The sequence below is a fragment of the Pseudomonas sp. HD57-3 genome (assembly GCF_056113135.1).
Genome location: NZ_CM148568.1, coordinates 3,094,256 through 3,119,264 on the forward strand (window position 1 = coordinate 3,094,256; position 25,009 = coordinate 3,119,264).

The 25,009-nt window shown below is 56.7% G+C and carries 34 protein-coding genes and 4 pseudogenes; 9 read left to right on the forward strand and 29 right to left on the reverse strand.

What is annotated here, in order from left to right; translation table 11 throughout:
* Positions 1-49 precede the first annotated feature (49 nt).
* Positions 50-133: pseudogene (locus AC0R79_RS13845) on the reverse strand (DUF6124 family protein); the annotation flags it as partial.
* A 59-nt stretch (positions 134-192) separates the two neighbouring features.
* Entirely contained in the window at positions 193-1,110 is a 918-nt protein-coding gene (locus AC0R79_RS13850) for a LysR family transcriptional regulator (RefSeq protein ID WP_205891559.1), read from the reverse strand.
* Between the two features lie 154 nt (positions 1,111-1,264).
* Here AC0R79_RS13850 and AC0R79_RS13855 point away from each other — a divergent pair, with 154 nt between their 5' ends.
* A complete protein-coding gene (locus AC0R79_RS13855) occupies positions 1,265-2,296 on the forward strand; it encodes an alcohol dehydrogenase catalytic domain-containing protein (RefSeq protein WP_375746935.1) in 1,032 nt (343 codons plus the stop codon).
* Positions 2,297-2,620: 324 nt separating this feature from the next.
* On the opposite strand, the pseudogene AC0R79_RS13860 reads toward AC0R79_RS13855, so the two are convergent.
* The 3 genes and pseudogenes from AC0R79_RS13860 to AC0R79_RS13870 all read right to left on the reverse strand — a co-directional run.
* Positions 2,621-2,752, reverse strand: a pseudogene (locus AC0R79_RS13860) (SDR family NAD(P)-dependent oxidoreductase); the annotation flags it as partial.
* Positions 2,753-2,994: 242 nt separating this feature from the next.
* Entirely contained in the window at positions 2,995-3,555 is a 561-nt protein-coding gene (locus tag AC0R79_RS13865) for a hypothetical protein (RefSeq protein ID WP_127797903.1), read from the reverse strand.
* A gap of 134 nt (positions 3,556-3,689) precedes the next feature.
* A pseudogene (locus tag AC0R79_RS13870) lies at positions 3,690-4,511 on the reverse strand (transporter).
* Between the two features lie 190 nt (positions 4,512-4,701).
* On the opposite strand from AC0R79_RS13870, the gene AC0R79_RS13875 reads away from it, so the two are divergent.
* Positions 4,702-5,223: a MarR family winged helix-turn-helix transcriptional regulator gene (locus AC0R79_RS13875; RefSeq protein WP_127797904.1), complete on the forward strand. Its 522-nt coding sequence runs from the start codon at positions 4,702-4,704 to the stop codon at positions 5,221-5,223.
* Complete coding sequence (locus AC0R79_RS13880; RefSeq protein WP_258713432.1) at positions 5,220-6,422, forward strand: FAD-dependent monooxygenase; 1,203 nt, start codon at positions 5,220-5,222, stop codon at positions 6,420-6,422. The genes AC0R79_RS13875 and AC0R79_RS13880 overlap by 4 nt, the downstream gene beginning before the upstream one ends.
* Before the next feature lie 3 nt (positions 6,423-6,425).
* On the opposite strand, the gene AC0R79_RS13885 is transcribed toward AC0R79_RS13880, so the two are convergent.
* The 7 genes from AC0R79_RS13885 to AC0R79_RS13915 form a co-directional block, all read right to left on the reverse strand.
* On the reverse strand, positions 6,426-7,343 hold the full coding sequence (locus tag AC0R79_RS13885) for a bifunctional helix-turn-helix transcriptional regulator/GNAT family N-acetyltransferase (RefSeq protein ID WP_375746939.1): 918 nt from the start codon (positions 7,341-7,343) through the stop codon (positions 6,426-6,428).
* A gap of 57 nt (positions 7,344-7,400) precedes the next feature.
* On the reverse strand, positions 7,401-8,093 hold the full coding sequence (locus AC0R79_RS13890; RefSeq protein WP_474734898.1) for a phytanoyl-CoA dioxygenase family protein: 693 nt from the start codon (positions 8,091-8,093) through the stop codon (positions 7,401-7,403).
* A 21-nt stretch (positions 8,094-8,114) separates the two neighbouring features.
* Positions 8,115-8,438: a gamma-glutamylcyclotransferase family protein gene (locus AC0R79_RS13895; protein ID WP_474734900.1), complete on the reverse strand. Its 324-nt coding sequence runs from the start codon at positions 8,436-8,438 to the stop codon at positions 8,115-8,117.
* A gap of 67 nt (positions 8,439-8,505) precedes the next feature.
* The gene (locus tag AC0R79_RS13900; protein WP_474734902.1) at positions 8,506-8,694 is read right to left on the reverse strand and encodes a hypothetical protein; all 189 of its coding nucleotides are present in this window, start codon (positions 8,692-8,694) and stop codon (positions 8,506-8,508) included.
* A gap of 18 nt (positions 8,695-8,712) precedes the next feature.
* Positions 8,713-9,144 (reverse strand): bleomycin resistance protein, encoded by a 432-nt coding sequence (locus AC0R79_RS13905; RefSeq protein ID WP_474734904.1) that lies wholly within the window; start codon positions 9,142-9,144, stop codon positions 8,713-8,715.
* Positions 9,145-9,191: 47 nt separating this feature from the next.
* Positions 9,192-9,518 carry a low molecular weight protein tyrosine phosphatase family protein gene (locus AC0R79_RS13910; RefSeq protein ID WP_474734906.1) on the reverse strand — a complete coding sequence of 109 codons (327 nt, stop codon included), beginning with the start codon at positions 9,516-9,518 and terminating at the stop codon, positions 9,192-9,194.
* Complete coding sequence (locus AC0R79_RS13915; RefSeq protein WP_474734907.1) at positions 9,515-9,709, reverse strand: hypothetical protein; 195 nt, start codon at positions 9,707-9,709, stop codon at positions 9,515-9,517. Before AC0R79_RS13915 ends, AC0R79_RS13910 begins: the two co-directional genes overlap by 4 nt.
* A 194-nt stretch (positions 9,710-9,903) precedes the next feature.
* Between AC0R79_RS13915 and AC0R79_RS13920 the strand changes: the two genes are divergently transcribed.
* The gene (locus tag AC0R79_RS13920; RefSeq protein ID WP_474734908.1) at positions 9,904-10,350 is read left to right on the forward strand and encodes an anti-virulence regulator CigR family protein; all 447 of its coding nucleotides are present in this window, start codon (positions 9,904-9,906) and stop codon (positions 10,348-10,350) included.
* Between the two features lie 33 nt (positions 10,351-10,383).
* Here the strand turns inward: AC0R79_RS13920 and AC0R79_RS13925 are convergent, their stop codons facing one another.
* Positions 10,384-10,866 (reverse strand): HIT family protein, encoded by a 483-nt coding sequence (locus tag AC0R79_RS13925; RefSeq protein WP_375746945.1) that lies wholly within the window; start codon positions 10,864-10,866, stop codon positions 10,384-10,386.
* Positions 10,867-11,071: 205 nt separating this feature from the next.
* Between AC0R79_RS13925 and AC0R79_RS13930 the strand changes: the two genes are divergently transcribed.
* On the forward strand, positions 11,072-11,452 hold the full coding sequence (locus AC0R79_RS13930; protein ID WP_474734910.1) for a hypothetical protein: 381 nt from the start codon (positions 11,072-11,074) through the stop codon (positions 11,450-11,452).
* 15 nt (positions 11,453-11,467) lie between these two features.
* The gene (locus AC0R79_RS13935; protein WP_474735104.1) at positions 11,468-11,800 is read left to right on the forward strand and encodes a DUF695 domain-containing protein; all 333 of its coding nucleotides are present in this window, start codon (positions 11,468-11,470) and stop codon (positions 11,798-11,800) included.
* A 65-nt stretch (positions 11,801-11,865) separates the two neighbouring features.
* Here AC0R79_RS13935 and AC0R79_RS13940 read toward each other — a convergent pair whose 3' ends face one another.
* From AC0R79_RS13940 to AC0R79_RS13955, 4 genes are all read right to left on the reverse strand, one after another.
* Positions 11,866-12,165, reverse strand: coding sequence for a hypothetical protein (locus AC0R79_RS13940; RefSeq protein ID WP_207986019.1), 300 nt, complete (start codon positions 12,163-12,165; stop codon positions 11,866-11,868).
* A gap of 193 nt (positions 12,166-12,358) precedes the next feature.
* A complete protein-coding gene (locus AC0R79_RS13945) occupies positions 12,359-13,402 on the reverse strand; it encodes an NAD(P)/FAD-dependent oxidoreductase (protein ID WP_474734912.1) in 1,044 nt (347 codons plus the stop codon).
* A complete protein-coding gene (locus tag AC0R79_RS13950; protein WP_474734914.1) occupies positions 13,399-14,307 on the reverse strand; it encodes an alpha/beta fold hydrolase in 909 nt (302 codons plus the stop codon). Before AC0R79_RS13950 ends, AC0R79_RS13945 begins: the two co-directional genes overlap by 4 nt.
* Positions 14,308-14,411: 104 nt before the next feature.
* Positions 14,412-15,170: a sulfite exporter TauE/SafE family protein gene (locus AC0R79_RS13955; RefSeq protein WP_103387281.1), complete on the reverse strand. Its 759-nt coding sequence runs from the start codon at positions 15,168-15,170 to the stop codon at positions 14,412-14,414.
* A 157-nt stretch (positions 15,171-15,327) separates the two neighbouring features.
* Here AC0R79_RS13955 and AC0R79_RS13960 point away from each other — a divergent pair.
* Positions 15,328-15,417 (forward strand): annotated as a pseudogene (locus tag AC0R79_RS13960) (G/U mismatch-specific DNA glycosylase); the annotation flags it as partial.
* A gap of 3 nt (positions 15,418-15,420) precedes the next feature.
* Here the strand turns inward: AC0R79_RS13960 and AC0R79_RS13965 are convergent.
* Positions 15,421-16,611: an MFS transporter gene (locus AC0R79_RS13965; protein WP_240664994.1), complete on the reverse strand. Its 1,191-nt coding sequence runs from the start codon at positions 16,609-16,611 to the stop codon at positions 15,421-15,423.
* A 127-nt stretch (positions 16,612-16,738) separates the two neighbouring features.
* Positions 16,739-17,368 carry a TetR/AcrR family transcriptional regulator gene (locus AC0R79_RS13970; protein WP_474734916.1) on the reverse strand — a complete coding sequence of 210 codons (630 nt, stop codon included), beginning with the start codon at positions 17,366-17,368 and terminating at the stop codon, positions 16,739-16,741.
* A 112-nt stretch (positions 17,369-17,480) separates the two neighbouring features.
* Between AC0R79_RS13970 and AC0R79_RS13975 the strand changes: the two genes are divergently transcribed.
* Positions 17,481-18,137: an O-methyltransferase gene (locus AC0R79_RS13975; protein WP_474734918.1), complete on the forward strand. Its 657-nt coding sequence runs from the start codon at positions 17,481-17,483 to the stop codon at positions 18,135-18,137.
* 108 nt (positions 18,138-18,245) lie between these two features.
* Positions 18,246-18,701, forward strand: coding sequence for an N-acetyltransferase family protein (locus AC0R79_RS13980; protein WP_474734920.1), 456 nt, complete (start codon positions 18,246-18,248; stop codon positions 18,699-18,701).
* A 28-nt stretch (positions 18,702-18,729) separates the two neighbouring features.
* Here the strand turns inward: AC0R79_RS13980 and yfcF are convergent, their stop codons facing one another.
* The 10 genes from yfcF to AC0R79_RS14030 form a co-directional block, all read right to left on the reverse strand.
* Positions 18,730-19,422: a glutathione transferase gene (yfcF, locus tag AC0R79_RS13985; protein ID WP_474734922.1), complete on the reverse strand. Its 693-nt coding sequence runs from the start codon at positions 19,420-19,422 to the stop codon at positions 18,730-18,732.
* Between the two features lie 172 nt (positions 19,423-19,594).
* The gene (locus AC0R79_RS13990) at positions 19,595-19,888 is read right to left on the reverse strand and encodes a hypothetical protein (RefSeq protein WP_375746951.1); all 294 of its coding nucleotides are present in this window, start codon (positions 19,886-19,888) and stop codon (positions 19,595-19,597) included.
* A 108-nt stretch (positions 19,889-19,996) separates the two neighbouring features.
* Positions 19,997-20,398, reverse strand: a complete 402-nt coding sequence (locus tag AC0R79_RS13995; RefSeq protein WP_375746952.1) for a GFA family protein — start codon at positions 20,396-20,398, stop codon at positions 19,997-19,999.
* A 73-nt stretch (positions 20,399-20,471) separates the two neighbouring features.
* Positions 20,472-20,858, reverse strand: a complete 387-nt coding sequence (locus AC0R79_RS14000; protein ID WP_474735106.1) for a c-type cytochrome — start codon at positions 20,856-20,858, stop codon at positions 20,472-20,474.
* A 169-nt stretch (positions 20,859-21,027) separates the two neighbouring features.
* On the reverse strand, positions 21,028-21,675 hold the full coding sequence (locus tag AC0R79_RS14005) for an SMI1/KNR4 family protein (RefSeq protein WP_474734923.1): 648 nt from the start codon (positions 21,673-21,675) through the stop codon (positions 21,028-21,030).
* A gap of 284 nt (positions 21,676-21,959) precedes the next feature.
* The gene (locus AC0R79_RS14010; protein ID WP_474734925.1) at positions 21,960-22,319 is read right to left on the reverse strand and encodes a DUF6124 family protein; all 360 of its coding nucleotides are present in this window, start codon (positions 22,317-22,319) and stop codon (positions 21,960-21,962) included.
* A gap of 357 nt (positions 22,320-22,676) precedes the next feature.
* Positions 22,677-23,033, reverse strand: coding sequence for a DUF7079 family protein (locus tag AC0R79_RS14015; protein WP_474734927.1), 357 nt, complete (start codon positions 23,031-23,033; stop codon positions 22,677-22,679).
* The gene (locus AC0R79_RS14020) at positions 23,018-23,800 is read right to left on the reverse strand and encodes a hypothetical protein (protein WP_474734929.1); all 783 of its coding nucleotides are present in this window, start codon (positions 23,798-23,800) and stop codon (positions 23,018-23,020) included. Before AC0R79_RS14020 ends, AC0R79_RS14015 begins: the two co-directional genes overlap by 16 nt.
* Before the next feature lie 10 nt (positions 23,801-23,810).
* A complete protein-coding gene (locus AC0R79_RS14025) occupies positions 23,811-24,356 on the reverse strand; it encodes a PAAR domain-containing protein (RefSeq protein ID WP_474734931.1) in 546 nt (181 codons plus the stop codon).
* Between the two features lie 173 nt (positions 24,357-24,529).
* A complete protein-coding gene (locus tag AC0R79_RS14030) occupies positions 24,530-24,889 on the reverse strand; it encodes a DUF6124 family protein (protein WP_085690572.1) in 360 nt (119 codons plus the stop codon).
* Between the last annotated feature and the right edge of the window lie 120 nt (positions 24,890-25,009).

Here is a 25,009-nt window from a genome sequence, read left to right on the forward strand (position 1 = left end):
CATTCCCTCTGTCGTTCCGAACTAGCCGGTCACCAAAGAGGGCAAGCGTTTAGCTCTTCACCTCAACATGATCCAACGCCTGATTCACCGCCAACTCGCTCAACATCACCAACTGCGCAATCCCGATCGCGGTCATCGAGGTATGCCAAGAGGTGTTACAACCGACGCGCCGTCTCTTCGGCGCATGGTCGTCTAATTGCCGGACCGCGTTTCAATCATCATATTGATCAACGCTCTCAGGCCGGGTGGTACATGGCGATTCGCCGAGTAATAGAGGCACAGCCCCGGATACGCGGGACACCACTCTTCCAGAACTCGTTTGAGTCGGCCGTCCTTGAGCGCATTTGCTGCAAGATGGTCGGGCACGAAGGCGATGCCTATTCCATCGATTGCCGCCTCCACCATAAGCGGTTGATCAGTCAACGTGAGAGGGCCGGGAGCGTTGATCCTTTCGACAGCGCCATGGCGCTCGAACTCCCATCGGTAGATTGCACCACTTTCAAACCGGAAGCGGATGCAATGATGGTCATACAGATCTTGCGGCACCACTGGATATCCGTGTTGCTCGAAATAATCGGGCGACGCCACTGCCGCAAAGCGGACCTCTCCCATGACTGGGATGGCCACCATATCTTTGGGTACAGCTTCCGCTAATCGGATACCCGCATCGAAACCATCGGCCACGATATCGCTCAACTTGCCATCATTGAATATGTCGAGATGGACGCGAGGATACTCGCGCAAAAACCGCGCAAGTATTGGCCACAGTACCAACCGGATGGCGCCCTCACTGGCATTGATTCGCACCGTGCCGCTGGGAGTGTGGTCATCGCCCTCCAGTTCTCGAACGGCTTCTTCAACCGAGGCCATTGCCGGCCTTAGTTTTATGGCCAGGCGCTCTCCCGCCTCGGTCAAGGAGACGCTTCGGGTCGTCCGGTTGAAAAGGCGAACGTTCAACCGTTGCTCGAGAGCCTTGATCGAATGACTGATCGCCGAGGGCGTCATGTCGAGTTCGATTGCGGCGCTGCGGAAACTTCGGTGGGCTGCGACCGCCAGGAATGCGACAAAGGCTGACAGGTCATTGCCCTTGGATTGGTGAATTGATTTCATCATGGAATCAAATATTGACCAGATTGTTGCGACAGTCAATGAGCCATAGACTCGAATGAAGCTGCAGCAAAGCGGGTCTTAAATGGCCAGTGTCGCTCTCAGAGCATCTCGTCCGCAGCCCGAGTAATAACCACCTGATCGAAAGGAAAATGCGATGAAGATGAAGGCTGTTGTGATGACCGGCGCGAACAAGCCTTGGGAGGTTCACGAGGTTCCCATGCCCAAGGCAGAGCCAGGGCTGGTCCTGGTGAAAGTTCACGCCTCCGGCATGTGCTACACCGATGTGTGGGCAACTCAAGGGGCTGGCGGTGACATTTACCCCCAGACACCGGGTCACGAAGTGGTCGGCGAAATCGTCGAAGTCGGTGCGGGCGTCCACACGCGCAAGGTTGGAGACCGAGTCGGCACCACCTGGGTACAGTCCTCCTGCGGGCGATGCCCGTACTGCCGCCAGAACCGCCCATTGACCGGCCAGACAGCCATGAACTGCGTTTCGCCCAGAACGACCGGCTTCGCATCGCAGGGCGGGCACGCGGAGTACATCGCAATTTCTGCGGAAGGCACCGTATTGTTGCCCGATGGGCTTTCTTACACGGACGCCGCGCCCATGATGTGCGCGGGTTATACCACCTGGAGCGGCCTGCGAGACGCGGAGCCGAAACCGGGTGACAGGGTCGCGGTGCTGGGTATTGGCGGGTTGGGCCACGTCGCCCTGCAGTTCTCAAAGGCGTGCGGATTCGAGACCATCGCGATCACGCATTCCCCAGACAAGCATAAGCTTGCGACCGACCTGGGTGCCGACCACGTCGTCACCAATGCCGAGGAGCTATTGGCAGTCGGTGGTGCCGACGTGCTGCTGATCACCACCAACGACTTCGAAACCGCCGAAAAGGCGCTCGCGGGAGTCAATCCTGACGGTCGAATCGTCCTTTGCGGGCTCGACTTCAGCAAGCCGTTCTCGATTCCGTCCGACGGCAAGCCATTCCATATGATGCGCCAACGAGTGGTTGGCTCCACACATGGAGGACAGCACTACCTCGCCGAAATTCTCGACTTGGCCGCGAAGGGTAAGGTCAAGCCTATTGTCGAAACCTTCTCGCTTGACCAGGCAACGGAGGCTTATGACCGCCTGTCCTCCGGGAAGATGCGATTCCGTGGTGTGTTCCTGCCTCACGGCGGAAATTGACACCCAGAAAAAAGGGAAAAGGGGACTGATTTATTTTCCGATCTGAGAAATAAATCTGAGAATCATCTGGCCGGCCTCCCCACCTCACGGAGGTGGCGCAAAATTCAAGGTGCGAACTTAGTCTTTTGCGTAGGAGGCCGTGATGAAATTCTGTGGCATAGACCTGCATTCGAACAACAGTGTTGTGGTGGTTACCGACGAAACGGATCGAGTACTGGTCAGTCGACGCTGTCCCAACCAGCTAACGCCAATCCTTTCGCTGCTCGAGCCTCACCGTGCTGAATTAGTTGGCGTCGTGGTTGAGTCCACCTACAACTGGTATTGGTCGTCCGATGGCGTGATCTTGCGGGACGTTGCGACGATCCTGTAGCCGAGCCCTCGAAAGGCCTTGACGACTTCAGCACCGATGCCCTGTGACGCACCGGTAACGATGACAACCTTTTGTGCTGCACTCATGGGTGTTGCTCCAGAAAGGTATTTGTTTGGCTTGGACGCCGATGGGGCCGATAACGCAAGGCCATGGCGCAAGTTTAAAGACCTGACTGTGGGTGTCTGTCATGCACGGGTATTGGTGGGAGATACATGCGTATGAGTGACTTAGCACTCAGGTATGGGGCAGAAAAGGGGACTACAGAAAAGGGGACTGATTTATTTCTCAGTAAATAAATCAGTCCCCTTTTTGGTTTCTTTTTTGTTTTTCATATCGTTGTACATTGGCTTTCCTGAAGGAAATCTTTTAGAGCGGTCTGGTAAATAGTTAACGGTCGATTCTCTGCCTCGAACAGGGCAAAGGGCACCAATATCAGATGTGCAAATGACTTGGAGCCTATTGAGTAGGTTTTTTTCCTGCAAAAGCCGTGGTCACTGTTTAGCGTGAAATCGAACTTGAACAGATTTTCCCTTGTACACCAGCTCGGAATCAAACCAAAACTCAAGCCGGTAAAATATTCTTGTCCGCAAGCCCCGCCAAATGGGAACTCTGAAACTTTTATCTCTAACGTAGGGGGAGGCGAATTGGTAGGTCTGGCGCTAACGTCTTTTGCATCTGGAATGGCTTTTTGTGTCGCTGCGTATGTGTCCTTGCCAAAGCGACTGACTTTCAATGGAGTGTCCATTTCGTAACTGTAGCTGGAGATGATTTCTGCTTTTCCGGCTCCAGCGTGTTCGTCGATTGTGGGCTGGGATGTATATGAAGTGCAGCCAGAGCACAGTATTGCGATGCAGATAACAGTCAATCCATTTGCTATTCGTTGGTGCATGCTCGGTTTCCATTCCGGTTTTCATTGTTCAGTTTCTGCCGTTCGATACCTTGGCTGATATCAAATGAATAGAAAAGGGGACTGATCTATTTTCCGAGAAATAAATCAGTCCCCATTCTGTAGCCGCAGCCTGATCAACGCGGAAACAACAACGTCACCGCAAAACGAAACCCCCATCCCTGCGGGCCATCTTTCGGGCTGTCGAGCCAGTAACGTGGCCCGGCTTGCAGCGTCAGCGGATGCCCGCCGATTTTCAACAGTTGGTTGACCGTCAGGTTCACGGGTTCGGACCATTCGCGGGACTGCCAGTTGTAGGTGGATTCGGTATTCACCCCGTACGTCGTGAGGCTGTGGGTGGTGTAGGACAGGAAGGGTTGCAGGAACGTCTGGTTGACCTTTTCCTTGTCATCCGGCGGGCTGCCGCCCAGCCCCCAGATGTGGTTGGCGAGTATGCCGTAGGTCCAGCCATGTTCCTGTTTCAGCGCGACGGCGGTAGGGCCGAGCCCCCATTGTTCGCTGCCGAGCAATTCATCGCTGCCGGTGGGAATCAATATGGCCGGGCCAGCGCCGAGTATCCAGCCACCGTCCGTGGGCTTTTTCGGCGAAAAGAAAAAGCTCTGGGTGATATCGCCGACCCCGGACTTGTCCGCCGCACCGTTGGGTGCCAGACCGTGTTGATCGATGACCGGCAGAATGGTGCGGGAAATCAGGTTCTAGTCATCATTGAGCGTGAAGGGCAGCACCGGCTGAATATTGGTCACGCTGTGCATGCCTTCACCGGTCGGCCCCATTTTCTGGTCCCAGTTGTACTGCACCGGCAGGCTGTACATGGCGGCCACGGGGTTGAGGGCTTTTTTGGCCAGCTCGGCAGAGTCTTCGGCCTGGGCCATGGGGACGAGGCATATCGAAGCAGCCGATGCCCAGCAGGTGGATCTCCATCGCTCTTTCAAATCCATGCTCATCACCCATAGCTGAAAAAGTCCGCAGCATGGGTGAGCGTAGGCAACAGCCAGCAGCGCGCCATTTTTTCTCGAAGAATTGAGCGGCGGAGGGCGACTTTTGCAAAACTAGCTAAGCAAGTTAGCTATATGCTAGTGTCGCTCGTCTCACATCGACCCACCCTCAATTCCCGGACATATCCAGCGCATGTCATCACCCACATCTCCGCCCAATCCCGCCGAAGACCCGCGCAGCCTGCAGATCGCCAGCGATGCCGTGGGCCAGCAGTTGCAACAGATCGCCATCCTGACCCGTGCTGCTGCCGGCCAGTTGGGCGTGGTGCTGGGCATCAATCAGACCGACGTGGCGGCGCTGGAGCATCTGATCACCGACGGGCCGTTGCCGCCGACCGAGCTTGCTTCGCGTCTGTCCGTGACCACGGCGGGCATCACCCAGGTCATCGACCGGCTGGAGCGCGCCGGGCATGTGGTGCGCGAGCGACAGCTCAACGACAAGCGCCGGGTACTGGTGTGCCCGGTGCCGGCGTCAGTGGCGCAGGCCTATCGGCATATCGCGCCCATGCTCAATGGGTTGAGCGCGGTGCTGGGGGCGCTCGACGACCGGGATCGTGCAGTCATCGAGACCTTTCTGGGCCGGGTGATCGAGGTCTACCGCAACACGTTGCCGGGCAGCACGACCGTCACTTCTGAAACGCAGGACGCAGAATGAAACCACAGAAAATACTCGTCACCGGTGCAAGCATCGCCGGCCCCGCGTTGGCGTATTGGCTTTCGCGTCAGGGTATGGACGTCACAGTGGTCGAGCGGGCGCCGGCGTTTCGCGATGGCGGGCAAACTATCGATGTGCGCGGCGCCGGGCGTGAAGTGGTGCGGCGCATGGGGCTGGAGGAGCTGATTCGTGCGAACACGACGCACGAGCAGGGCATCGCTTTCGTTGACCGCGACAACCAGACCAAGGCGTTCATCGGGGTCGATGCGTTTGACGGTGACGGGCCGATCGCGGAGCTGGAAATCCTGCGTGGTGAGCTCGCCAAGCTGTTGATCCAGCACAGCGAAGACCGAGTTACGTACCGGTTCGGCGACAGCATCGAAACCATCGAGGACGATGGCGAGCAGGTTCACGTGCGTTTCGAGCAGGGCGGAGAGCAGGTGTTCGATCTGGTGATCGTGGCCGAAGGGATCGGTTCGACAACCCGCAATCAGGTGTTCGGCGATGAAGTGAAGCGGCGCCCCCTCGATCTCTACACGGCCTATTTCACCGTGCCTCGACAGCCGAGCGACGGCCAGGTGATGCGCTGGCACAACTTGCCGGGCGGTCGCTGCGTCTGTTTACGTCCTGACAACCTCGGCACCACGCGCGCGTTTTTGTCTTTTCAGCAGGCGCCGAGCGGATACGAGAAGCTGTCGCAGGACGAACAGAAATCCTTGTTAAAAAAACTGTTTGCCGACGCGGGTTGGGAGACGCCTCGCGTGCTCGCCGCGCTGGATGACACGACTGACCTTTATCTGGAAGCGGTGGGTCAGGTCAAAATGCCCCATTGGTCCAAGGGGCGCATCGCGCTGCTCGGGGACGCGGCGTATTGTGCGTCGCCCATCAGCGGCATGGGCACCAGCCTTGGACTGTGCGGCGCCTACGTGCTGGCCGGAGAACTCGGGCGCCACGCCGATCACCATCAGGCCTTCGCCGCCTATGAAGCGCTGATGCGTCCATTCGTGGCTCAGGCGCAAAGCGTGCCCAAGTTCGCCCCAAGGCTGGCCTCGCCGCATTCGCGTCTGGGCATTGCACTCGGCCATGCCGTGCTGCGGATGGCCACTGCGCCGGGGCTCAAGAAACTGTTCGGCAAAATCCTTTCGCCGAAAGCCGACGCCATCGTCCTGCCTGACTACGACGACTCACCGCGAGCATAAACCTCACAACTCGATCGCCCAGGTCTGACTCACCAGCTCTTTGCCGAAGCTGTGAATCGGCTCTTCCTCGACCAACTCAAACCCCGCCCGCTGATACAACCGGCGGGCATCCACCAGATTGCTGGTGGTCCACAGAATCATCTTTTTGTAGCCGACATCCCGGGCAAACCGCAGGCATTCCTCGACCAGCCGATTGCCGATCCCCAAACCCCGCGCACTGGCATCCACGTAGAGCATGCGTAGTTTCGCGGTGCTCTCGTCATGGCGGACGACGAACACCGAGCCCACCACCTTGCCATCCTTCTCCGCAATCCAGCAGCGCTCGCCGGTGGGGTCGAATTCGCGCAGGTACTTGGCGACGATCTCGGCCACCAGTGCTTCGAACTCTGAATTCCAGCCGTATTCACGGCTGTAGATTGCGGTTTGCTGATGCACCACCAGGCCCATGTCACCGGGTTGCGGATCGCGCAGCAGATAGGTCGTCGGTTGGCCACCTTCGAGCAGGGTTTGAATCTGCTTCATCGAGGCGATCAGTTGCAGTTGCTGCGGTTCGGCCAGGCGTTCGAGCAGGGTGATGACCTCTTGCCGCGAGGCTTGCTCCAGCGGCGCGAGGATCTCGCGGCCGAGGTCGGTGATGTGCAATTGACTGGCGCGAGCGTCGGTGGCGGAGGGGACTTTCTGGATCAGGCCCTTTTTGTCGAAACCGCTGATGAGGCGGCTCATGTAGCCCGCGTCGAGGCCGAGCATCTGGCGCAGGTCGGCGCTGGTCAGGTCGCCGCCGGAAGCGAGTTCGTAGAGGATGCGCAACTCGGTCAGCGAGTAGTCGCTTTGCAGCAGATGCTCCTGCAACACGCCGATCTGATGGGTGTAGAAACGGTTGAATTGCCGGACGATGTCGGCGCGGTCGGTGATCGTGGACATGGCGGGATGCTCATATGGTTGCCTTGGGCAACTATATAGTTGCCTAAGGCAATCAAGTCAAATGAATGATTTCATGATCCCGAACGCAACGTCCTCCGGATCGAACCGCTCAGTCGTGTCCATTTGTATGCTTCTGAGGCCCACCGTTTCCAGGTGTGTGGTGTAGAGCGATTCGGAAAAACAGGTGATCAACAGGGTGCGCCGGCGTGCGCCGCTGGCGTTCAGGCTGCCGGCGTGGATCAGGTCGGCATCGAAGATCAGGATATCGCCCGCGCTGCCCGCCAGTTGCACGGATCGGGACTCGTCAGTGAAATCGAACGGAGGCTCGCCCAGAGCAGGGCGATGGCTGCCGGGAACGATGCGGGTCGCACCGTTTTCCGCGCCGTAATCGTCGAGGTACACCAGCGCGTTGACGGTGTCGCCGGGGCGTTGCGCCGACAAGTCGCGGTGTAACTGTTGGTGGCCGCCATTGGTGAGCGGTTCGCGGCCCTCGACCTGAGAGAGGAAGAAGCGCTCGCCGATCAACTCGCCCACCACGGTCAGCAATTGTGGCAATCGGCACACGGCCTGAACGGTCGGGTCAGTGTCCAGCTGCGAATGGCGCCAGTCGATGCCTCGGGGCACGGGCCATTCACCGGAAGGTTTCACGCCTGCATCGAAGACTGCACGCAGATTGTCCAGCCATGCCGGCGCAATTGCCTGGCGCAGCAACACGTAGCCGTTTCGGTGGAGTTGCTCGCGATCAGCCACAGATGTCCTCGGTTTTGTTGGCTACCGCAGAGCGTAGACAAAAGCCTCAACGACGGCGCCGTCATCCAGCGTCACTTTGGTCAACACCCGCTGATACTCAGCCCCTTCAAACTCATCCAGCGCTGCCCAATGCAGGTGGAAATTCTCGGAGGCGAAGACGAAACCTTCGATCACATCGCCATCCTCGGCAATCACCAGCCCGGGAAAGCCCATCGCCGCGCCCCATCCGGCCTGCGACAGGCGCCCATTCAGCGAAGCGGCTTGCCACGTGCCGCCGATGTTCAGCATCACATGCTCATTCGGCCGCCCAGGGCCCAGGGTTCCATAAACGAAGAGACGTTCCACGATTGCTCCTGCCAGTCAAAAAAGGGAGGGATCCTGACGTATCAACGATGTGCAGGCAACAGCGCGATCAGTTCTGCACCGACCGACTCAGAAAACCGTCGATCAACGCCACCACCTGTTGCTGGATAACCTCACGCGAACGCGCGCCGCCGTCCGCGCAAATGATGCCGTCGCCTGGCGAATCCTCTTCGAGCAGGGGAATGGTCGGCGACTGCAATTCGCCCCTTCGAGGCCGTGCCAAATTGCCGTTTTTCATTGTTTTTATCGTCCTTGATCAAATCGGACAAACAGGACGTTCGCCCAGACGTTCTACCAGTCTTACGAGATAACCGTCCGGATCCTGAACGAGAAATTCACGCTGGCCGACTTCGACATCGTCAGAGCGATACCAGGTGTCTTTGCAGGTTTTATAAAGTGGAATCTGGGCGACGCCCAGTTTTTCGATGATGGGAGCAACCACCTCAACGTCGATCTGCAGATTGACGCCTCTTCCGAAAGGCTTGCTCAGATCCGCCGTCAGCCACTGGCCTGCATCCGGTTCAACCTGCTCGAGCATGACTTGAGCGCCATTCAGGTCGAGGTAGGCGAAGCCATCTTCAGGGCGTTGATAAGCGATGTTGAATCCCAGGCAGGATACCCAAAAAGTGAGGCTGGCCTGCAGGTCCGTGACCATCAATTCTGGAACCAGTTTGTTCCGTTCAAACATGGGGTGAATTCCTTTTCGTTCGGTACGTTGCCAGGAGGCACAGAGGGTCAAGTGGCGAGGTAGGGTTTCACCGACTCTTCAAGAACGTCTACCAGCTCGGGATCCATGTACTGATAGTCATCCGGAATATCCAGCGAGTGAATCCGCTTGTGCTCGAGCAGCCGGGCGTACTCGGCCCGCAGACGATTCAGGTGTTTGGTTTCCATCACAAAAATGAAATCGGCCCAGCGAATATCCGCTGGGCCGACGGTTTTGCGTGCATTGGGGCTGGTGCCCGCGGAGCGGACATTGAAGCCGGGACGGCGACGCCAGACTTCTTCGGCCGTCGGGCTGCGCCATTGGTTGCGACTGCAAATGAACAGTAGATTCGTCACGATTGATCCAACAATTGGCGGGTAGAGCGAACGGGATAGCTCATACCGAGTTGGCGAGCCCTGACCAGTTTGGCGGAGCGGGTGTACAACAACTTCCAGTTCTTTTCTGGCTTGAACACTTGCGGGCGCGCCGCTTTGTCACTGCCGTGTTTGCGGGCCTGGGTGCGTCTCCAGGCGCGGGTTCTGTTCATGGTCTGTCCTCGTGAATACCGGGTTCAGCAGCCGCGGTAATACGAGTCGCACGGATGATAAGCGCGAATCGGGGAGCACCGAAAGCTGCACGCATCGAAAATCGTCACAAACCGCGATGACAGGGCCGTCTCTTCATACCTGTAAAAAAAACTGACTAGAATCCACAGACACCCATTCATTCAAGGAACGGCCGATGTCCGGTTTACGCACATTGATTGCGACCACGACCTGTATTGCGCTGCTGAGCAGTTCGTTGACAGCGCTGGCCGATCCAGGCAACGGAAAGGGGCAGGGCAAAGGCAATCCGCATAACAGCCAGGATCATGGCAATCAGGGGAAAAAAGGCGGGGGCGGCTATCAGGGGCATGGCCCGAGTATTGACCACGCCGGGGTGATCGGGATTGTGGACGGCTATCGCGGCTACTGGACCCCGGGCCCGGCGCTGCCGCCCGGCATCCAGAAAAACCTGGCCCGGGGCAAGCCGCTGCCGCCCGGGATCGCAAAGAAGCTCGATGGTCGACTGGTTGGCAGACTGCCGCACTACGACGGCTACGAATGGCAGCAGGTCGGCACCGATCTGATCCTGGTCGCGCTGGCCACCGGGCTGATTTATGAAGTGCTCAATGGCGCCTTCGATTGAGTCATCCGCGCAGCGGGCGACTCGATGAACTGATCATTTGAAGGCGCTGCGCAGTTCCTCAATCACCTCTTCAACAGAGCGCCCCTGAATCGCTGGCGGTGTGGGGTTCTCGGCAAATTCTCGCCAAACGAACAGCGTCAGTTCTGCGCCATCGGTCGATGGCAAGGGATTCTCGGCGTAGGCAAAAGATTCGAGCAAGCGATAGCGGGAGTCTTTCCAGAACAAGTCTTCGACCCAGTCATAGACCGGTATGAAATGGAAGTGGAGGGGAAGACCGGGTTCATGACCGAAGCGGCCGATATAAAGGCGCTTGGGCTTCAGATGGCGCTCAATGATTTGCTGAGTTCTTGCGAGCAGCCCTCCAAGCTCCGCCAGTGCCTCGGTCGACAGCTCGGCCAGTGAATTGGTTTGGATTTTGGTCCCCAGCATCAGATAGCCGGGAAGTGCACTGGCCAGATGGTGGTTGATGATCCAGTGCTCGGTTTCATGAAGAATGAAGTGCGGGGCAATTTCCATGTGCCATTGGTCCTGGGGCAAGCGGTGCGCCAGCGTAGCAAAAGTGCAGATCTTTCAGCTGAAGACAGAAAAATAGATCTGTCCCCTTTCTAGTCCCGACTTTGATGCGGCGTTGCTATCTCTTCTTAAGAAAGTGCTCGCAGTGACGATAACTACCCCAGTCCTGAAATAGGTAAAACCGCTCAAGGTTCAAGGAAAAAGATTCATGGTCACTGAAGGATCCGGGCGCTCACGGATGACATCCGCTTCGGGCGTGCAGTACTTTACAAAACAACTTCCGTTTCTGGCATTGGCCAGCCTGCTGGTCGCAGGCTGTTCCAGCCATGAACCGACTCGGTTCCCGGTCGCGCCCGATCAATGCCTGATTGCAGGCCCGGTCAACAGCACCGAGTACGACAGGTGCGTAAAGGATCGGGAGATCAGAAAAGCGGAAGCGCTTGAACAGCTTCTCGATAACGACGCGGTAAGGATGCAAGCACGCACCGATATCCAAAGTAAGTTCCAGGAATCTGATTTTCCAGCTACGCCTCTTCCCGGGACTTTCGCCGTAGTGGACTCCATCTCGGCAACTGAAAAACAGGCGTAGCCATTCAAAGCCCGAATCACCTGGAAATATTCCTCCCCGACTCACGCGCCGGGATATCGGGTCGGCAAGCGCATGGCCGAAATGGAGAAGCAGATACTGCCGGCCTTACAGGATAAAGGCTTGGCCAAATGGATATGCACGGTGACGGGAGGAGGGCAACGTGAATGGATCTTCTACACACAAAGCGACGAAGCATTCATTGCCAGGACACAGGCAGTTCTGGCGCAGACCGGTCCATACCCGATCGAACTGACGGCGAAAAAAGAAGCGGTGTCGGGAACTGAGCTACAGAGCGCTGAAAATCTGACTCAAGACATCCGCATGACCCCCAAGAAATGCGTGGAATAACCCGCATGAAAAAGCCCGGCGGTTAAGTCCGGGCTTTTGTCGAGTACTGCGGTAAAACCCTGCATTCAGACGTTCCGACGTTCGATCAGACGGTCAGAACCACCTTCGGCAACCGCATCGCTGAACAGCGGATCGGTTTCGGTCGCGGCTACGGCATCGCTGAACAGCGGATCAGTTTCAGTCGCGGCGACGGCATCGCTGAACAGCGGATCGGTTTCGGTCGCGGCTACGGCATCGCTGAACAATGGATCAGTTTGAGTCGCAGAGGCAACAGCATCGCTGAACAGTGGATCGGTTTCAGTCGCCGCAAAAGCATTCAGGGCGAAGAGCGAGAAGGCGATACCGAGGAGGGTTTGGCGTTTCATGGTTCTGTACTCCGTGTGCAGTGGGTTGGTATGGAGCAGATCCTACGCTTTGGATTCGATATGAGAACTTCATTGAGTTAATGGTTGTTATTGATGCAGTCAATGATTGGGCTCGATCGCCCGAAGTGCTCTGAGCTGTTGCGCCAATCCCAGGGAATCGGCCAGCAAGGGAGTGATGAACCCCGTCGGCGCTTCACACCTGAAAAAAACGCTCAGGACGGCATGCGCTCAAGGCACGGGAGGCTTGGTCATCGATCAACTCTTCACTGACCAGACGACCCACAATGGCTGCCAGAGTCACGCCCGGGTGCATCGTGCAAACGTACACTCCGTCGATTCCTGGCAGATAACCGATGATGGGCGTGCCATCCGCCGCAATGGGTCTGAGCCCGATACAAGCCTGTTCTGGCTCGATGGAAGTGATCCCGGCCAACTCGGTTTGAATAGCCGCTGCGGTTCTTCGTGCGATGGCCTCCGGGCGATTCTCCAGCGTATCGTCCAGATAATCTTCTGCCGCCAGCAAGATTCCTTCCGGACCTTGTCTGACTTCCATTTCCGGGCTGGAGATGAGGGTGTTCACCCGATCGGGTTGCATTCTGTAGCGGATAAAAATGGCCGGCGAGGCCTCGATGGGAAGGGTCAGGTTCAAAGTCTCGGTCAGTTGCGTGATGCCGGTCCCCGCGGCGAGTACGACCACATCGGCCTTAATGGTGCCCGATGCAGTCTGGATGCCGGTCACAGCGGTTTTGTGGGTGGTGAGGCCGAGCACTTGAGTCTGCTCAAGAACGTGTGCCCCATGAGCCTGAGCCCCGGCGATCAACGCGTGGGTAGCTTGTACAGCGTCCAGCGCACCTTGGGTTGCATCGTAAACAGCCTGCTGGGGAGGGTTTTTTAGGTGGGGCTCAATGCCGAGTACCTGTGGGCGAGAGAGCAGGGGTGTTGAGGGTCGCCGATCGGTGCCGGGTGGATAGGTCAGGGCGCCTGTCCAGCGTATCTTCAAATCCGGCAGCTCTGTTTCGAGCCGGTGATATTCCCTGATCGCCGCAGCGCGCAGTTGCGCAACGGGATCGGGCCCACTGTGCGACGTGTTGATCCACGCAAACGAACGCCCGGTCACGCCGCTCGCGATCTCTGCGGCATCGACCACGGTGACCTTCGCGCCTTTGCCGGCCAGGTGATAAGCGATCGACGCGCCGACGATGCCGGCACCGATGACAACAACTCGCTTGCCAGTCACTGCGCAATAAACCTGCGAATCGCTTGAGTGGTTTCCACTGGCGCTTCCTCCATCAGCCAATGCCCCGCGCCGGCGATCACCAGTTCGGTGACGTTGTCGGCGGCATTGCGCATCACGATGGCTTCGTTGTTGCCGAAGGACTTTTCACCGCCGACCGCCAGCACCGGCATTTTCAGTTTGGTCTTCATCGATGCTTCGTTGTCCACCGCGTCCTGGCGGATCGCGCGGAACTGGGCGAACGCCGCGTGCATGGCGCCGGGCCGGGCGTAGAGTTTGGCGTAGTGCTGGCGGGTGGCTTCGTCGACTTTTTTCGGGTCGCCGGCGAACTCGTTCCAGAAGTGGTCGAGGTAGATGCGCTCACGCCCGGCCACCAGTCGTTCTGCATCCGGACCGCCGAAGTCGAAGTGCCAGAGCATCGGCGAGCGAACGATTTCGTTCCACGGCGGGATCCCCGGAACGGGCGCGTCCATCACCACCAGGCGATCGGTTTGCTGCGGATACCGCGAGGCGTAGGCGAAGGCGACCATGGTGCCGATGTCATGGCCGACCACCACCGAATGCTCGATGCCCAGCGAAGCCAGCACCGCGCGGATATCACCGGCCTGAGTCTTCTTGTCATAGCCATCGGCCGGGATCGACGACAGGCCCATGCCCCGCAAATCCGGCACTACCACGGTGTGATCCTTCGCCAGATCCGCCGCCAGCGGCGCCCACATATCGCCGGTGTCGCCAAAACCGTGCAACAGCACCACCGCCGGGCCTTTGCCGCCAATGCGCGTGTGAATTTTTGCACCGTCCACGGCGATGTCCTGCGTGCGGAACGAGGCAGGGAAGGGCGTCACGTCGGCATGGGCCGGAACACTCAGGGCCAGCATCAGGGAAGCGGTGAGCAGGGCGCGGATCATGGCGTTCACTCCAGAGGGGGTGGCTGGAGCGTAGACGGATTTGTTGTCGCTGAAGTGCGAATAATGGGCACAGATCGGTTTGTGAACTGGATTTTGGCAACGCTTCAGGAAAGGTATCCGCTGACCCCATCCCACAACAGCTTCAATGCCGTGACCACCAGCAAGCCATAACAGGCGCGGTACATCTGACGCTGGTCCAGTCGGGCGTGCAACCGCCAACCCAGCCAGACGCCGCAGGGTACAGCGAGCAAGCTGACGAGCATCAGTGTCAGCACGTTGCCGGTAGGTTTGGCCAGCAGCAGCCATGGCACCGCCTTGAGAAGATTGCCCACGGTGAAAAACAGGCTGGTCGTTCCGGCATACATCTGCTTGCTCAGCCCCAGCGGCAGCAGATAGATCGCCAGTGGCGGCCCGCCGGAATGCGCCACCATCGTCGTGATACCCGAAGTAATGCCGGCAGCCACGGCTTTGGGTGAGGAGCGCGGCCGCACTCGGACTTCTCCGCCCGCCTTGAACCACAAACCGACAAACAACAGCGTGATCGCCGCCATGACGATGGCGATGGCGCGGTGGTCCAGTACCCGGAAAAGCAAATAGCCGGCGCCGATGCCGACGATCAAACCTGGTACCAACAACTTCAGGTCGGGTTTTGACCAGGTGGAAGGTTTCCAGTAGCGCAGGCTGAACAGATCCATGGCGACGAACAATGGCGCCAGCAGCCCGCCAGCCGTGATTGGGTCCATCACCAGCGACAGCAGCGGAATCCCGACAATCGCAAAGCCGCCACCAAACGCGCCCTTCATGAAGCAGATCAGGAACACGCCGGCGAAGGTGACGAGGAGGGTGGTGACGGTCAGATCCACGGCGTGTGCTCACTTCATTTCGGGCGGGGAGTGGCCTTAATTTCGCTCACGGTCTGCAGGATGAACAGTTACAGTTTCGAGGCCGATCCACAGACCAGTTGCCAACTGGATCGAATGTGGGCCTTGGGCAAAGTTCGGTTTGGAGAGATAGGGGCACATGGGACTTGAAGACATCCTGACCGAAGACCTTTACGTGGTGTTCTGCGGAATCAATCCGGGCTTATTGGCGGCAGCGGGTATCCGGCATCCATCACTTTGCAACCGAAACCATGATCGACTCCAGTCCGGGATGGTTATTTTTATAAAACAGTTCGGAGTCTGCCGCATCTTCAAGGAAAAACCAGATGGACTTCGAAAGTGCTGCATGAAACAAGACAAACAGGAAAATTGCGCAGTAAACCAATAGCAAACCATGGGTGCCGAACTGCGTCATCGTTGTTCCCATCATCATATAAGAGGCCGAATTTGCAAGTTGGCCGACAATAAGTGTGGCGGCCATTAATCTGATACGAACTCCAGACGGCACCGAGACAGTTCTCTTATCCATCCCGATCAGTGAAAGCGAAGCACTGGAAGCTCCAGCAATAAAGAGGCATGGAGCCAATTGCCAGACTTCGACAGAGAGAGCCGCTGTGACGAGGGAGGCGGTTAATAAAGTCCAGAGTCCAATATATTTTTTTCGCTGGTTGTGTCTTCTGGCAACAAACGGGCTCAAAAATAACAGGCCACCGATTGCGCCTCCGGCAAATATGGCGTTGAACAGGCCGACACTGCTTTCAGCGAGATTATGGGTGTGAATTTGAATTGGAACCAGCATGGGTACTGTGGCAGTAACTGCCAGGCTCAACATGAAACCAGCAACAGTCAGGAATCTTTCAGGTGGAAGAATTAATTTAAGTCTAATTCCCAAAAACATTTCCCGAACTCGTTGTACCGGCGATTTTATCTGTGTCGAGTCGGATTTGACGCTGTGCGGTAATACGAACGCTAACCCCATTGCGAACACACCCACAATGGCTGCAAAGAGAAGAGAGGCTTGTGGCGAAAACAATCCAATGACAACGCCCGCCAGCAGCGGGCCAATAACGCGACTTATGGTTACGATGATGCGCCGGATGCGAAAGGCATGTTCTATTCGAACTTTTTCTACGGTTTCAGCCGGATAAACACCGAAAAGAGATTGAACGACGCCGAAAGCCGCGACCGCAAGGATGTCAATTATCAGCAGAGCCTCTATCGAATACGAAGCGGAAACAGACACGTAGCGCAGGATGCCGGTCAACGCAATGGCAATACAGCCTGTCCTTAGAGCGGTGCTGCGTCGCATGACTTCGACGCGGGACGCCAAAAACAGTATGGAAATGACGGCGGCAAGGGCCAGCCCCGTTTCATAGGTTGCCAGCTCCAACAAGCTTCCACGCTGAACGATAATAAGGGGCACGGTTGCATTCCAACAGCCGAGATATATCCATATTAAAGCTTCAAGGCAAAGATACTTTCTAAATATGCTCAAGCCATATGTCCTTTAATTGCACGAGATCTGCAAGGGTTATCTAACGTTGCAGATTTCATGCGTTCAGCGCAATCAAGTAAGCGCTGAACATGTCCGCCATCCCCTCGGCGCGGGCGGTGATTTCCGCGTCGGTGCGCGGGCTGAGTGAAAAATCCTTCCCTACCGAACTGAGCGTGGCCAGGATCAGATCGCAGGCCTGCGTGCGAACGACTTCGCTGGCCCTGGGCAGCAACTCCTTCATGAACGTCGCAAAGATCTGCTTGCCCGCCGCCCGCACTTCATGGGCCTCCGGCGCATCGCGATAAAGCGGCGCCGCATCACTCAACGCGCCGCGCATTTGCGCCTCCTCGCACTCCGAACGAATGAACGCATGCACCAGCGTGCGCAGGCGCTCCAGCGGCGGCTCGTCATGGTTTTTCAGAATTCGCTGCAGCATCCCGGTGGTCTGCAACCACTCATCACTCTGCAAGCGAAACAGAATCGCCGCCTTGTTCGGGAAGTACTGATACAGCGACCCGACACTCACGCCAGCCTTTTCCGCGACCCGCGCCGTGGTGAAACGCGCCGCGCCTTCCTTGGCCAAAACCTGAATAGCCGCCTGCAGAATCGCCGCCACCAGCTCGGCGGAGCGTGCCTGCTGCGGCTGTTTGCGTGAGGAAATACGGGCGGTCTGGCGATCGGTCATGGCTAGCTCGGGCGTCGGGTTGGAATGCGAATAGCGAACAGGGCCATTCGCTCGCATCATTTAAATGCGACGAATCATTCGCATATTAGCTCTCAACCCACGGAAAACCATCATGACAACCCTGACCACCGAACCGCTGGCGACCCTCATCGAACGCCTCTACACCCAGGCCAGCGCCGCCACCAGCCCGGCGCTGAACAACGTATCCGGCGAAGAGCGCGAACGCCTGATGCACAGCAAAACCGAATACCGCGAGCTCTACGCAATGCTCAAAGACCTGTGGCTACCCGTCTCCCGCGACACCGGCAAACTGCTGTACATGCTGGCGCGCAGCACAAAGGCCAAAGCCATCGTCGAATTCGGCACCTCGTTTGGCCTGTCCACCCTGCACCTGGCGGCAGCGCTGCGGGACAACGGTGGCGGCGTGCTGATTGGCAGCGAGTTTGAACCGTCGAAGATTGAACTGGCTCGGCATCATTTTGCTGAAGGCGGGGTGAGTGATCTGATTGAAATTCGGGAAGGGGATGCGCTTGTCACTCTGGCTCGCGACCTGCCACCGACTGTGGATTTACTTCTGCTCGATGGTGCGAAAGCGCTGTATGGCGACGTGCTGAAACTCGTGGAGAAACACCTGCGCCCCGGCGCTCTGGTGGTAGCGGATAACACCGATTACTGCCCGGAGTATCTGGCGCATGTGCGCTCGCCGGGGAACGGTTACGTGAGCGTGCCGTTTGCGGATGATATTGAGGTGTCGATGCGGTTGGGGTGAAAGCCGTTGCTGTCCATGCTTCAAAAAAAGGGGGCTGATCCACGGATTAATGGATCAGTCCCCATTTTTCGCTACGATCAAGTGAAGACGCGCAAGGAGCGGCCCTTGATGGATTACCTGATTCGAAACGCTACAAGTGCAGATGCGCCAGCGATCAGTCGAACGATCCTCAGTGCTTTGCGCGAATCCAACGTTCAGGACTACTCCGCCGAAATCATCGAGCAAGTGGCGCAAAGCTTCTCTCCTCCGGCGATCCTTCATCTGTTGGCTGAGCGTCAAGTCCTGGTGGCTACAGCCGGCAGTCATATCGTTGCAACCGCGAGTCTGGATCACGACATTGTCCGAAGTGTGTTTGTCGACCCGCGCCATCAAGGAAAGGGTATCGGAAGACAGCTCATGCAGAGGCTTCAATCACTTGCCATCAATGCAGATCTGAAACGGCTACGTGTGCCTTCTTCAATCACTGCAGAAGGCTTCTATGCTTCGCTAGGGTTTGAAAAGGTTCGAGACGAGTTTCACGGGGCGGAGCGTACGGTCATCATGGCGAAGGCATTGGAGCTGTAGCGCCCCAGAGTGCAGAGAGGCACGAGGCCTACTTGATGGGGACAGATCTATTTTCACGTTTGGGATTAGTAGATCGGTCCCCATTTTTCCTAAACTTGAGTCGTTGCAGATTGATCCACTCTTGTACTATCGGGCGCTGCCATTGGCGTTGAGCGTAATCCTCCAACTGAGCCGGCACCGTGTCCCCGTTGAGTATCAATCGGTTCAGCATCAAGGCGAGATCAACGTCGGCGATAGACCATTCACCAAAAAGGTAGTCCGGATTGTCGGTAAGCAGCCATTGAGCGACCTCAACCAACTTTTTCTTGGCAGCCTCAGCCGACGCTGACAACGGTCCATATTTCTGACCATAGAACACGACAAGGGTAGAGCGCTCCTGTCGGATCGGGAGCAAGTCACTGCGTAGCCACGCTTGAACTTGCCTCGCCGCCGCGCGCTTCTGTGGATGCCGAGGGTAAACAGGTGTCTGGGGGAATACATCTTCCAGGTATTCCGTGATCGCCGATGACTCCGACAACGCAAAGTCGCCATGCACGAGGGTAGGCACCCTCTGAGTCAGCGAAAGACGGGCGTAATCGCTGGCCTGGTTCTCCAGTTTGTCCAGGTCCAGGTTGCTCATTTCGAACTCGATTCCCTTTTCTCGAAGGGCCACAAAGCACGACATTGCGTAGGGACTGGTGAATTGAGTATCGACGTAAAGGCGCAGGCTTGAGTCATTCATAGCGTCATCTCCATATGCAGAGTGGACGACGCTAAAAGATTCGACGCTTTAAATAAAATTCATGTTTTTTATGGGGGCATTCCTGTCAGGAATGCAGCACGGCGGGGGGGGCAAAAATGGGGATGGATCTATTTTCACGCCACGGATAAATAGATCTGTCCCCATTTTTGATTCATTTTCGACGTACGTCGCGTACAGCTCGTTGATTTGATTTGTACAAGCCTTTGGTCTTTCCATCCAGCGATGAGCAGCGAACGGCAAAACCCAGGTCCAGGACCTTATGAATCATTGTCGCTTCATCAACTTCCTCGCCTACCTCCAGCGTGTTTCCGTTAGCCCCCCCACGTGAAATTCGATAGGCGATAATTCCGGTACTCCTGCGCCTCATTTGCACCGGAAACAGTTCGGTGCCGTTGTTAAGAACAAAGCTGAACGCGCGTGAAAAACGATCCTGATCCGCAGCCATAGATGACAATCCTTGGAGATTGGTAAAGCAAACTGTAGTTGATCCATGGGCGCGCAGAGGGGGAGTCATAACGCTTGTAGATTCAACCGAGCTTTTGATTCATCGCAGTCATTGCGACTGCGGCCACTGATCCTGAATCTCATACCAGCAGGCCTTGGACGCGACCTCGACATGGCGTTGCTTTTCGGACGTAAAAGGAGTGTCCAAAGTCCCCAGTGCAATGGAAACCCAATCGGCATGATCGCCATTGCTTTTCGACCAAAACAACGACGAGCCGCATTGGCTGCAAAACTGTCGAAGTACTGATTCAGAAGAGCGGTAAGCCATCATGTGATCCGCACCCTGGATGAGGTGCAAATCCTTGTATGGCACGCTGCCATAACTGGCAAACGCAGCCCCATGGCTTTTGCGGCACTGACTGCAATGGCAGTGCGAAAACGCTTTGGGTCGCGAGGTAATTTCGTATTTGATGGCGCGGCAGAGACAACTGCCTTGGAACGTATCGGTCATGGTGGATGCAGCCTGATTGTGAAAATGAGGCAGACCCATTATCCCGTCACCAGATAACAGATCTGCCTCATTCTTATTTGTCCGTATGGGAAATCACACCGCTCATATATTGGTGCAAGTCGCGAAAGTCGTTAACGCTCCAGGCGTGCGGCGGGATCTTCACGCCATTCTCCCGCAAGGTCTTTGGAATCAAATCCCCGTTGGGACGAAGAATCACCGAGGACACGATAACGCCCGGATAATCACTCAGTCGCTTCTTGAAGGCGGCCGTCGTCAGGTCAGGCGTTGGCGGATTGCTTTTCCTGGCCAACGGCCCGGTGCCCTTGATGTCGGCTCCGTGGCACACGGCGCATCGCTGTGAATAGAGGGCTTTTCCATTGGCGGTATCCGCGAGGGATATGGCTGTTTGGGGGAGGGCAAAGAACCCTAGCAAGGCGATGAGTAGTGTTTTGGTTTTCAGGTGTCCCTGTTGGACACCTAGCTGAATCGCGAGATTTTGACTCCGGGTAGACACGCCCACACACGACGCTCCTGTGATGTAAATCCGCACTGTTTCCTCCATGAATGCACGTCGATACCGTAGAAATGGGACTGATTCATTACACGAAAATAAATTAGGCCCCACTACGTTAAGCAGATTGCGCCCCGAACAGAATGGGAACCGCGTCCAGAAAATGAAACATCTCAGGCGTCTTTGTGTTCAAGCTTCGCGAACCGTCATCTTCCTCCTCGATCATGAAGTTACCGCTTTCGAGTTGATCGACCAGCCACTCCATAAACGCGGCAACGGAAGTGGCCACGACGTATTTGTCGTCTTCGTCACTGCCAAAGTTGATGACCTGACCCACGGTGCCGCGCGCTCCCGGGTCCAGATCGACGCCGAGATGGTTACCACCGTAGTCGTAGGCGAAGGGAATCCAGTATTTGCTGGCGTACAGCTTCTGGACAGCATCGGGAGTTCCCGACGTGCAGAAGGCACTCGCCTCGGTCATTTCTTCGGGCGACCATCCATCGATAATGCTTTTCCAGGATTCCCAATTGTCCTTGGCTTTTGCCAGCGACAGAAATTCAAGACCGTAGAAGGGACCCGAATTCGCAGCACCGCGTTGCCCGTCACGCCACTTGTAGAGTTCCTTCAGGCTGTCCGGGAAAGACTTGCCTACAAGGCTTTCGAACTCGGCGATTTCAGCGTCCGAACATCCCGGCGCCAGATCCTCAAGTGTTTCAGGGATGTTGGCTTCCAACCATTTTTCAAGTCGTTCCGTCACTGCTTTCATTGAAGCTTTCCCAGCATGAAAAGCCTGCAAGCTAACGTAGCTTGGGGATTTGTGAAAGGTGTGGTGACGGTTGAGTCGGAGCTGCTTACGGCAATCGATTCGGCCATCCTCTCACTTGAACGCAAACAGCCCGGGCCGACGCCCTTCGTAGTTAACGAGGGTGTCGGCCCGGGCTGTTTTGCATTCCATAACCTCTTGAGCCGCGCTTTTTTCTGCAGCAGCGGGAGACTCAACAAATCGCGTTATGGAAGCCGCCACGAACGGCTACTACAGCCATCGCCGGGTTACGCGACCTCGACGTGATCCAGCGCCTGATTCACCGCCAGCTCGGCAATCATCACCACCTGCGCAATACCGATCGCCGTCTTGCGATGCGACGGATCGAGCGTGGCCGCGAAATTGCTGAGCATCTCACTGGCCGCGCCCAGATTTTCGCTGGCATTGGCCAGCAGGCATTCGGTGTTGTACTTCGGATTGGCCAGGTACATCCGCTCGGGCTCGTTCAAGGACGACATGATCCCGGCGGCGGGGAAGAGGTAGTGATCCAGCGCGCGTTCGGCGGCATCGTGGAGTTTTTTGGAGTTTGGGGATTCGTAGGGGGAAGTGGGGGCGGTTTCGGGTGGGTTGGGTGTTGGTTTGATCATGATGTATCTCCTGGAAAGCAATCTAGGAGCCATCACCCTTCGCTACCAAACGTAAGGTGGTGGCCATGCTCAGGTTGGTAGACCGGTCCAGGAACCCGGCGCTTCCGAAGAAGCCCTGCGCACGGCCACCATAAAAAAGCAGAGACGAGAACGATCCCTGCAAAGAGGTGGCGCTATGCGCCTGGAAATACCGGGCTACCAAACCCGATCACTGATTTTCAGTGACCCCAGAACGATAAAAGCCGCATGCCAGGCGCACAAGCCGGCGGATTCTGGCGTAGTCGTAGGCAATGACGCAAGGCGTTGTAGCCTTGGGGAAGTTACGGCGGGTTGCTTTAAACGGATCTGTTTAAGCGCTCAAAGCCTGGAGGAAATCTCCTTCCAGATGTAGCCATAGTTGTACTGCAGCCAGCGAACCAACGCCTTATCAAACTGCCTGCGAAACCAGCTGTTCTCCCTGGCTGCCAGCCTTTCCTCGATCATGATTCTGAGTGAGTCTGGATCGAAGCCAGTCCAGACAGTGGGCACAGCAGCTGCGAGATTGGTAAAGCATACCGGTGCGACCTCTGAATAGAGAATCTCATACAGCACTTCCGGATCGACGCCGCCGACTTTACTTGCGATGTAGTCGTAGTCGGTCGGGAAATCGTTGAACGGATCGGAGAGTACGGTTCTGACTTCTGTCAGCTTCGGTTCACTCAGAAAATATCCCAATGTGAAAACTCCTCCAGTTCCTCATCCAGCGAGTCCGCAACCGCACCGCCTGCGACACCACCGGCAACCGTACCAGCCAAGACAACCGCAATCGCGCAAATTGGGGCGCCGGGACCACAAAGGGCGCTGACACCCAAACCTGCAAGGATCCCGCCTACGGCGCCCCCGCCAACGATGATGCCTTGTCGCGCCGCTTCTTTCGGTTTGTTATCGGCGTTCAAAATCTGATACGTCGCAAGTGCGGCCGTCACGAGAACGCCTAATTTCCCCATGATCAGCATTTTTTGAGTGCCTTTCGTGAACTTCACATCGTCCCGGCCGGCAGCTTCCAAAATGGTGTAATGAACCTTCGACTGCTCTGCTGCTGAAAGGCTGCTGTAGGGCTTTTTGAAAAGCCGCTCCGAATAGCGATCAAAAAGCGATTGCAGTGTTCTTCCATCGGCTTTCTTCTTTTGGACGATCGCTAAACCCTGCGCAGAGGTGAATTTGCGGTGTTCCATCATGATCTTGTTTCTCATTTCATGACTGAATTGCACACCTTCCTGCGCGGTAATTTTGCCTGCTTTCACGTCATCTAAAGTTTGTTGGGACATGCGTTTGATGTTCTTGAGATAGCTCGCCCTGACTTTTTCATCAGAGATTGCATCCAGCGAAAATCTAAGGGCGGCCCCTTCCATCAACTCCAGCGCCCGGTCGAGGGGTGAGTCTTTCAAGGCGTGTTCGCGTTGAACAACATAGCTGCCAGTGACGATGTACGGCTCTGTCATAGGACGTTCCTTATCCTAGAATTTTGTTCAACAAGCTATCGGTGAGAGAAGGGGAGTCGGCAGGCGGTTCATCGTCGAATTTGAGCATGAGGCAGGTCTTGCCTGATGGGTTCGAGAATTTGACGGCATTGTCTTTATTGAACACACCCGGAAGCGTTGAACCATCCTCAAAATGAGCGGTGCAGGATAAGCCTTCATAGCTTTCGTCCGCAGGAATTCTGAATCCGATCCACCTTGCGTGACCGGCCAGGAGCGTCGGAGGAACAAAATCGCAGGGAGTGTGTGAGTCACCAATAATCACCGTCCCAGACCCACCAATGACAATGCTGCCATGGGTTCCGCCGGTATCGATGGTGGCGGCATTCTTGCCATTGATGAAAACGGTTGAAGACAGACCAGACGACAATGCACTGCCACACGTGCAGGTGTCACCTTGGCGTGCGGCAGGTAGGCCGTCGAAAAAAACGTCGGGAGAACCTGTTGCGATCGGGTTGGTGCCATGCCCAGGCAAGGGGCAACTCGATGGATCAGTCTTGCGTGCAGCTGGCTTAGCCATGATGACTTCCTGTCAACAATTCCTTGTGAGTGGCACAACCTATCACGAACGCAACGTCTATTAGCAACACTAGGAAATGACGCCCCCTAATTGCGGTAGGTTCGGGTGGTCCCGTGTTGAACGGAGCCCCTCTGTAGAAGCAGTCAAATACCGCTTCTACAGAACTTCGTGGGTTACGCCACCTCGACGTGATCCAGCGCCTGATTCACCGCCAGCTCGGCAATCATCACCACCTGCGCGATACCGATCGCCGTCTTGCGATGCGACGGATCGAGCGTGGCCGCGAAATTGCTGAGCATCTCACTGGCCGCCCCGAGGTTTTCGCTGGCGTTGGCCAGCAGGCATTCGGTGTTGTACTTCGGATTGGCCAGGTACATCCGCTCGGGCTCGTTCAAGGACGACATGATCCCGGCGGCGGGGAAGAGATAGTGATCCAGCGCGCGCTCGGCGGCGTCGTGGAGTTTTTTTGAGTTGGGGGATTCGTAGGGGGAGGTGGGGTCGGTTTCGGGTGGGTTGGGTGTTGGTTTGATCATGATGAAACTCCTTGTGTCGTCCTTAGGAGCCATCACCCACTCGCTACCAAACGTTGGGTGGTGGCCATACGCAGGTTGGTAGACCGGGACACAAGGAAGACCGGCGCGCCCGAAGACGCC

What these genes read in the sequence shown, in the direction of transcription:
- AC0R79_RS13925 (WP_375746945.1), bottom strand. Translation starts at nt 10,866, where the DNA reads ATGGAAATTGCCCCGCACTTCATTCTTCATGAAACCGAGCACTGGATC.
- AC0R79_RS13940 (WP_207986019.1), bottom strand. Translation starts at nt 12,165, where the DNA reads ATGAAACGCCAAACCCTCCTCGGTATCGCCTTCTCGCTCTTCGCCCTG.
- AC0R79_RS13915 (WP_474734907.1), bottom strand. Translation starts at nt 9,709, where the DNA reads ATGAACAGAACCCGCGCCTGGAGACGCACCCAGGCCCGCAAACACGGC.
- AC0R79_RS13990 (WP_375746951.1), bottom strand. Translation starts at nt 19,888, where the DNA reads ATGGCTGCGGATCAGGATCGTTTTTCACGCGCGTTCAGCTTTGTTCTT.
- AC0R79_RS14020 (WP_474734929.1), bottom strand. Translation starts at nt 23,800, where the DNA reads ATGACAGAGCCGTACATCGTCACTGGCAGCTATGTTGTTCAACGCGAA.
- AC0R79_RS13920 (WP_474734908.1), top strand. Translation starts at nt 9,904, where the DNA reads ATGTCCGGTTTACGCACATTGATTGCGACCACGACCTGTATTGCGCTG.
- AC0R79_RS14010 (WP_474734925.1), bottom strand. Translation starts at nt 22,319, where the DNA reads ATGATCAAACCAACACCCAACCCACCCGAAACCGCCCCCACTTCCCCC.
- AC0R79_RS13885 (WP_375746939.1), bottom strand. Translation starts at nt 7,343, where the DNA reads ATGTCCACGATCACCGACCGCGCCGACATCGTCCGGCAATTCAACCGT.
- AC0R79_RS13850 (WP_205891559.1), bottom strand. Translation starts at nt 1,110, where the DNA reads ATGAAATCAATTCACCAATCCAAGGGCAATGACCTGTCAGCCTTTGTC.
- AC0R79_RS13865 (WP_127797903.1), bottom strand. Translation starts at nt 3,555, where the DNA reads ATGCACCAACGAATAGCAAATGGATTGACTGTTATCTGCATCGCAATA.
- AC0R79_RS13880 (WP_258713432.1), top strand. Translation starts at nt 5,220, where the DNA reads ATGAAACCACAGAAAATACTCGTCACCGGTGCAAGCATCGCCGGCCCC.
- AC0R79_RS13950 (WP_474734914.1), bottom strand. Translation starts at nt 14,307, where the DNA reads ATGATCCGCGCCCTGCTCACCGCTTCCCTGATGCTGGCCCTGAGTGTT.
- AC0R79_RS13970 (WP_474734916.1), bottom strand. Translation starts at nt 17,368, where the DNA reads ATGACCGATCGCCAGACCGCCCGTATTTCCTCACGCAAACAGCCGCAG.
- AC0R79_RS13905 (WP_474734904.1), bottom strand. Translation starts at nt 9,144, where the DNA reads ATGTTTGAACGGAACAAACTGGTTCCAGAATTGATGGTCACGGACCTG.
- AC0R79_RS14030 (WP_085690572.1), bottom strand. Translation starts at nt 24,889, where the DNA reads ATGATCAAACCAACACCCAACCCACCCGAAACCGACCCCACCTCCCCC.
- AC0R79_RS13900 (WP_474734902.1), bottom strand. Translation starts at nt 8,694, where the DNA reads ATGAAAAACGGCAATTTGGCACGGCCTCGAAGGGGCGAATTGCAGTCG.
- AC0R79_RS14025 (WP_474734931.1), bottom strand. Translation starts at nt 24,356, where the DNA reads ATGGCTAAGCCAGCTGCACGCAAGACTGATCCATCGAGTTGCCCCTTG.
- AC0R79_RS13875 (WP_127797904.1), top strand. Translation starts at nt 4,702, where the DNA reads ATGTCATCACCCACATCTCCGCCCAATCCCGCCGAAGACCCGCGCAGC.
- AC0R79_RS13995 (WP_375746952.1), bottom strand. Translation starts at nt 20,398, where the DNA reads ATGACCGATACGTTCCAAGGCAGTTGTCTCTGCCGCGCCATCAAATAC.
- AC0R79_RS14005 (WP_474734923.1), bottom strand. Translation starts at nt 21,675, where the DNA reads ATGAAAGCAGTGACGGAACGACTTGAAAAATGGTTGGAAGCCAACATC.
- AC0R79_RS13975 (WP_474734918.1), top strand. Translation starts at nt 17,481, where the DNA reads ATGACAACCCTGACCACCGAACCGCTGGCGACCCTCATCGAACGCCTC.
- AC0R79_RS13930 (WP_474734910.1), top strand. Translation starts at nt 11,072, where the DNA reads ATGGTCACTGAAGGATCCGGGCGCTCACGGATGACATCCGCTTCGGGC.
- yfcF (WP_474734922.1), bottom strand. Translation starts at nt 19,422, where the DNA reads ATGAATGACTCAAGCCTGCGCCTTTACGTCGATACTCAATTCACCAGT.
- AC0R79_RS13980 (WP_474734920.1), top strand. Translation starts at nt 18,246, where the DNA reads ATGGATTACCTGATTCGAAACGCTACAAGTGCAGATGCGCCAGCGATC.
- AC0R79_RS13855 (WP_375746935.1), top strand. Translation starts at nt 1,265, where the DNA reads ATGAAGATGAAGGCTGTTGTGATGACCGGCGCGAACAAGCCTTGGGAG.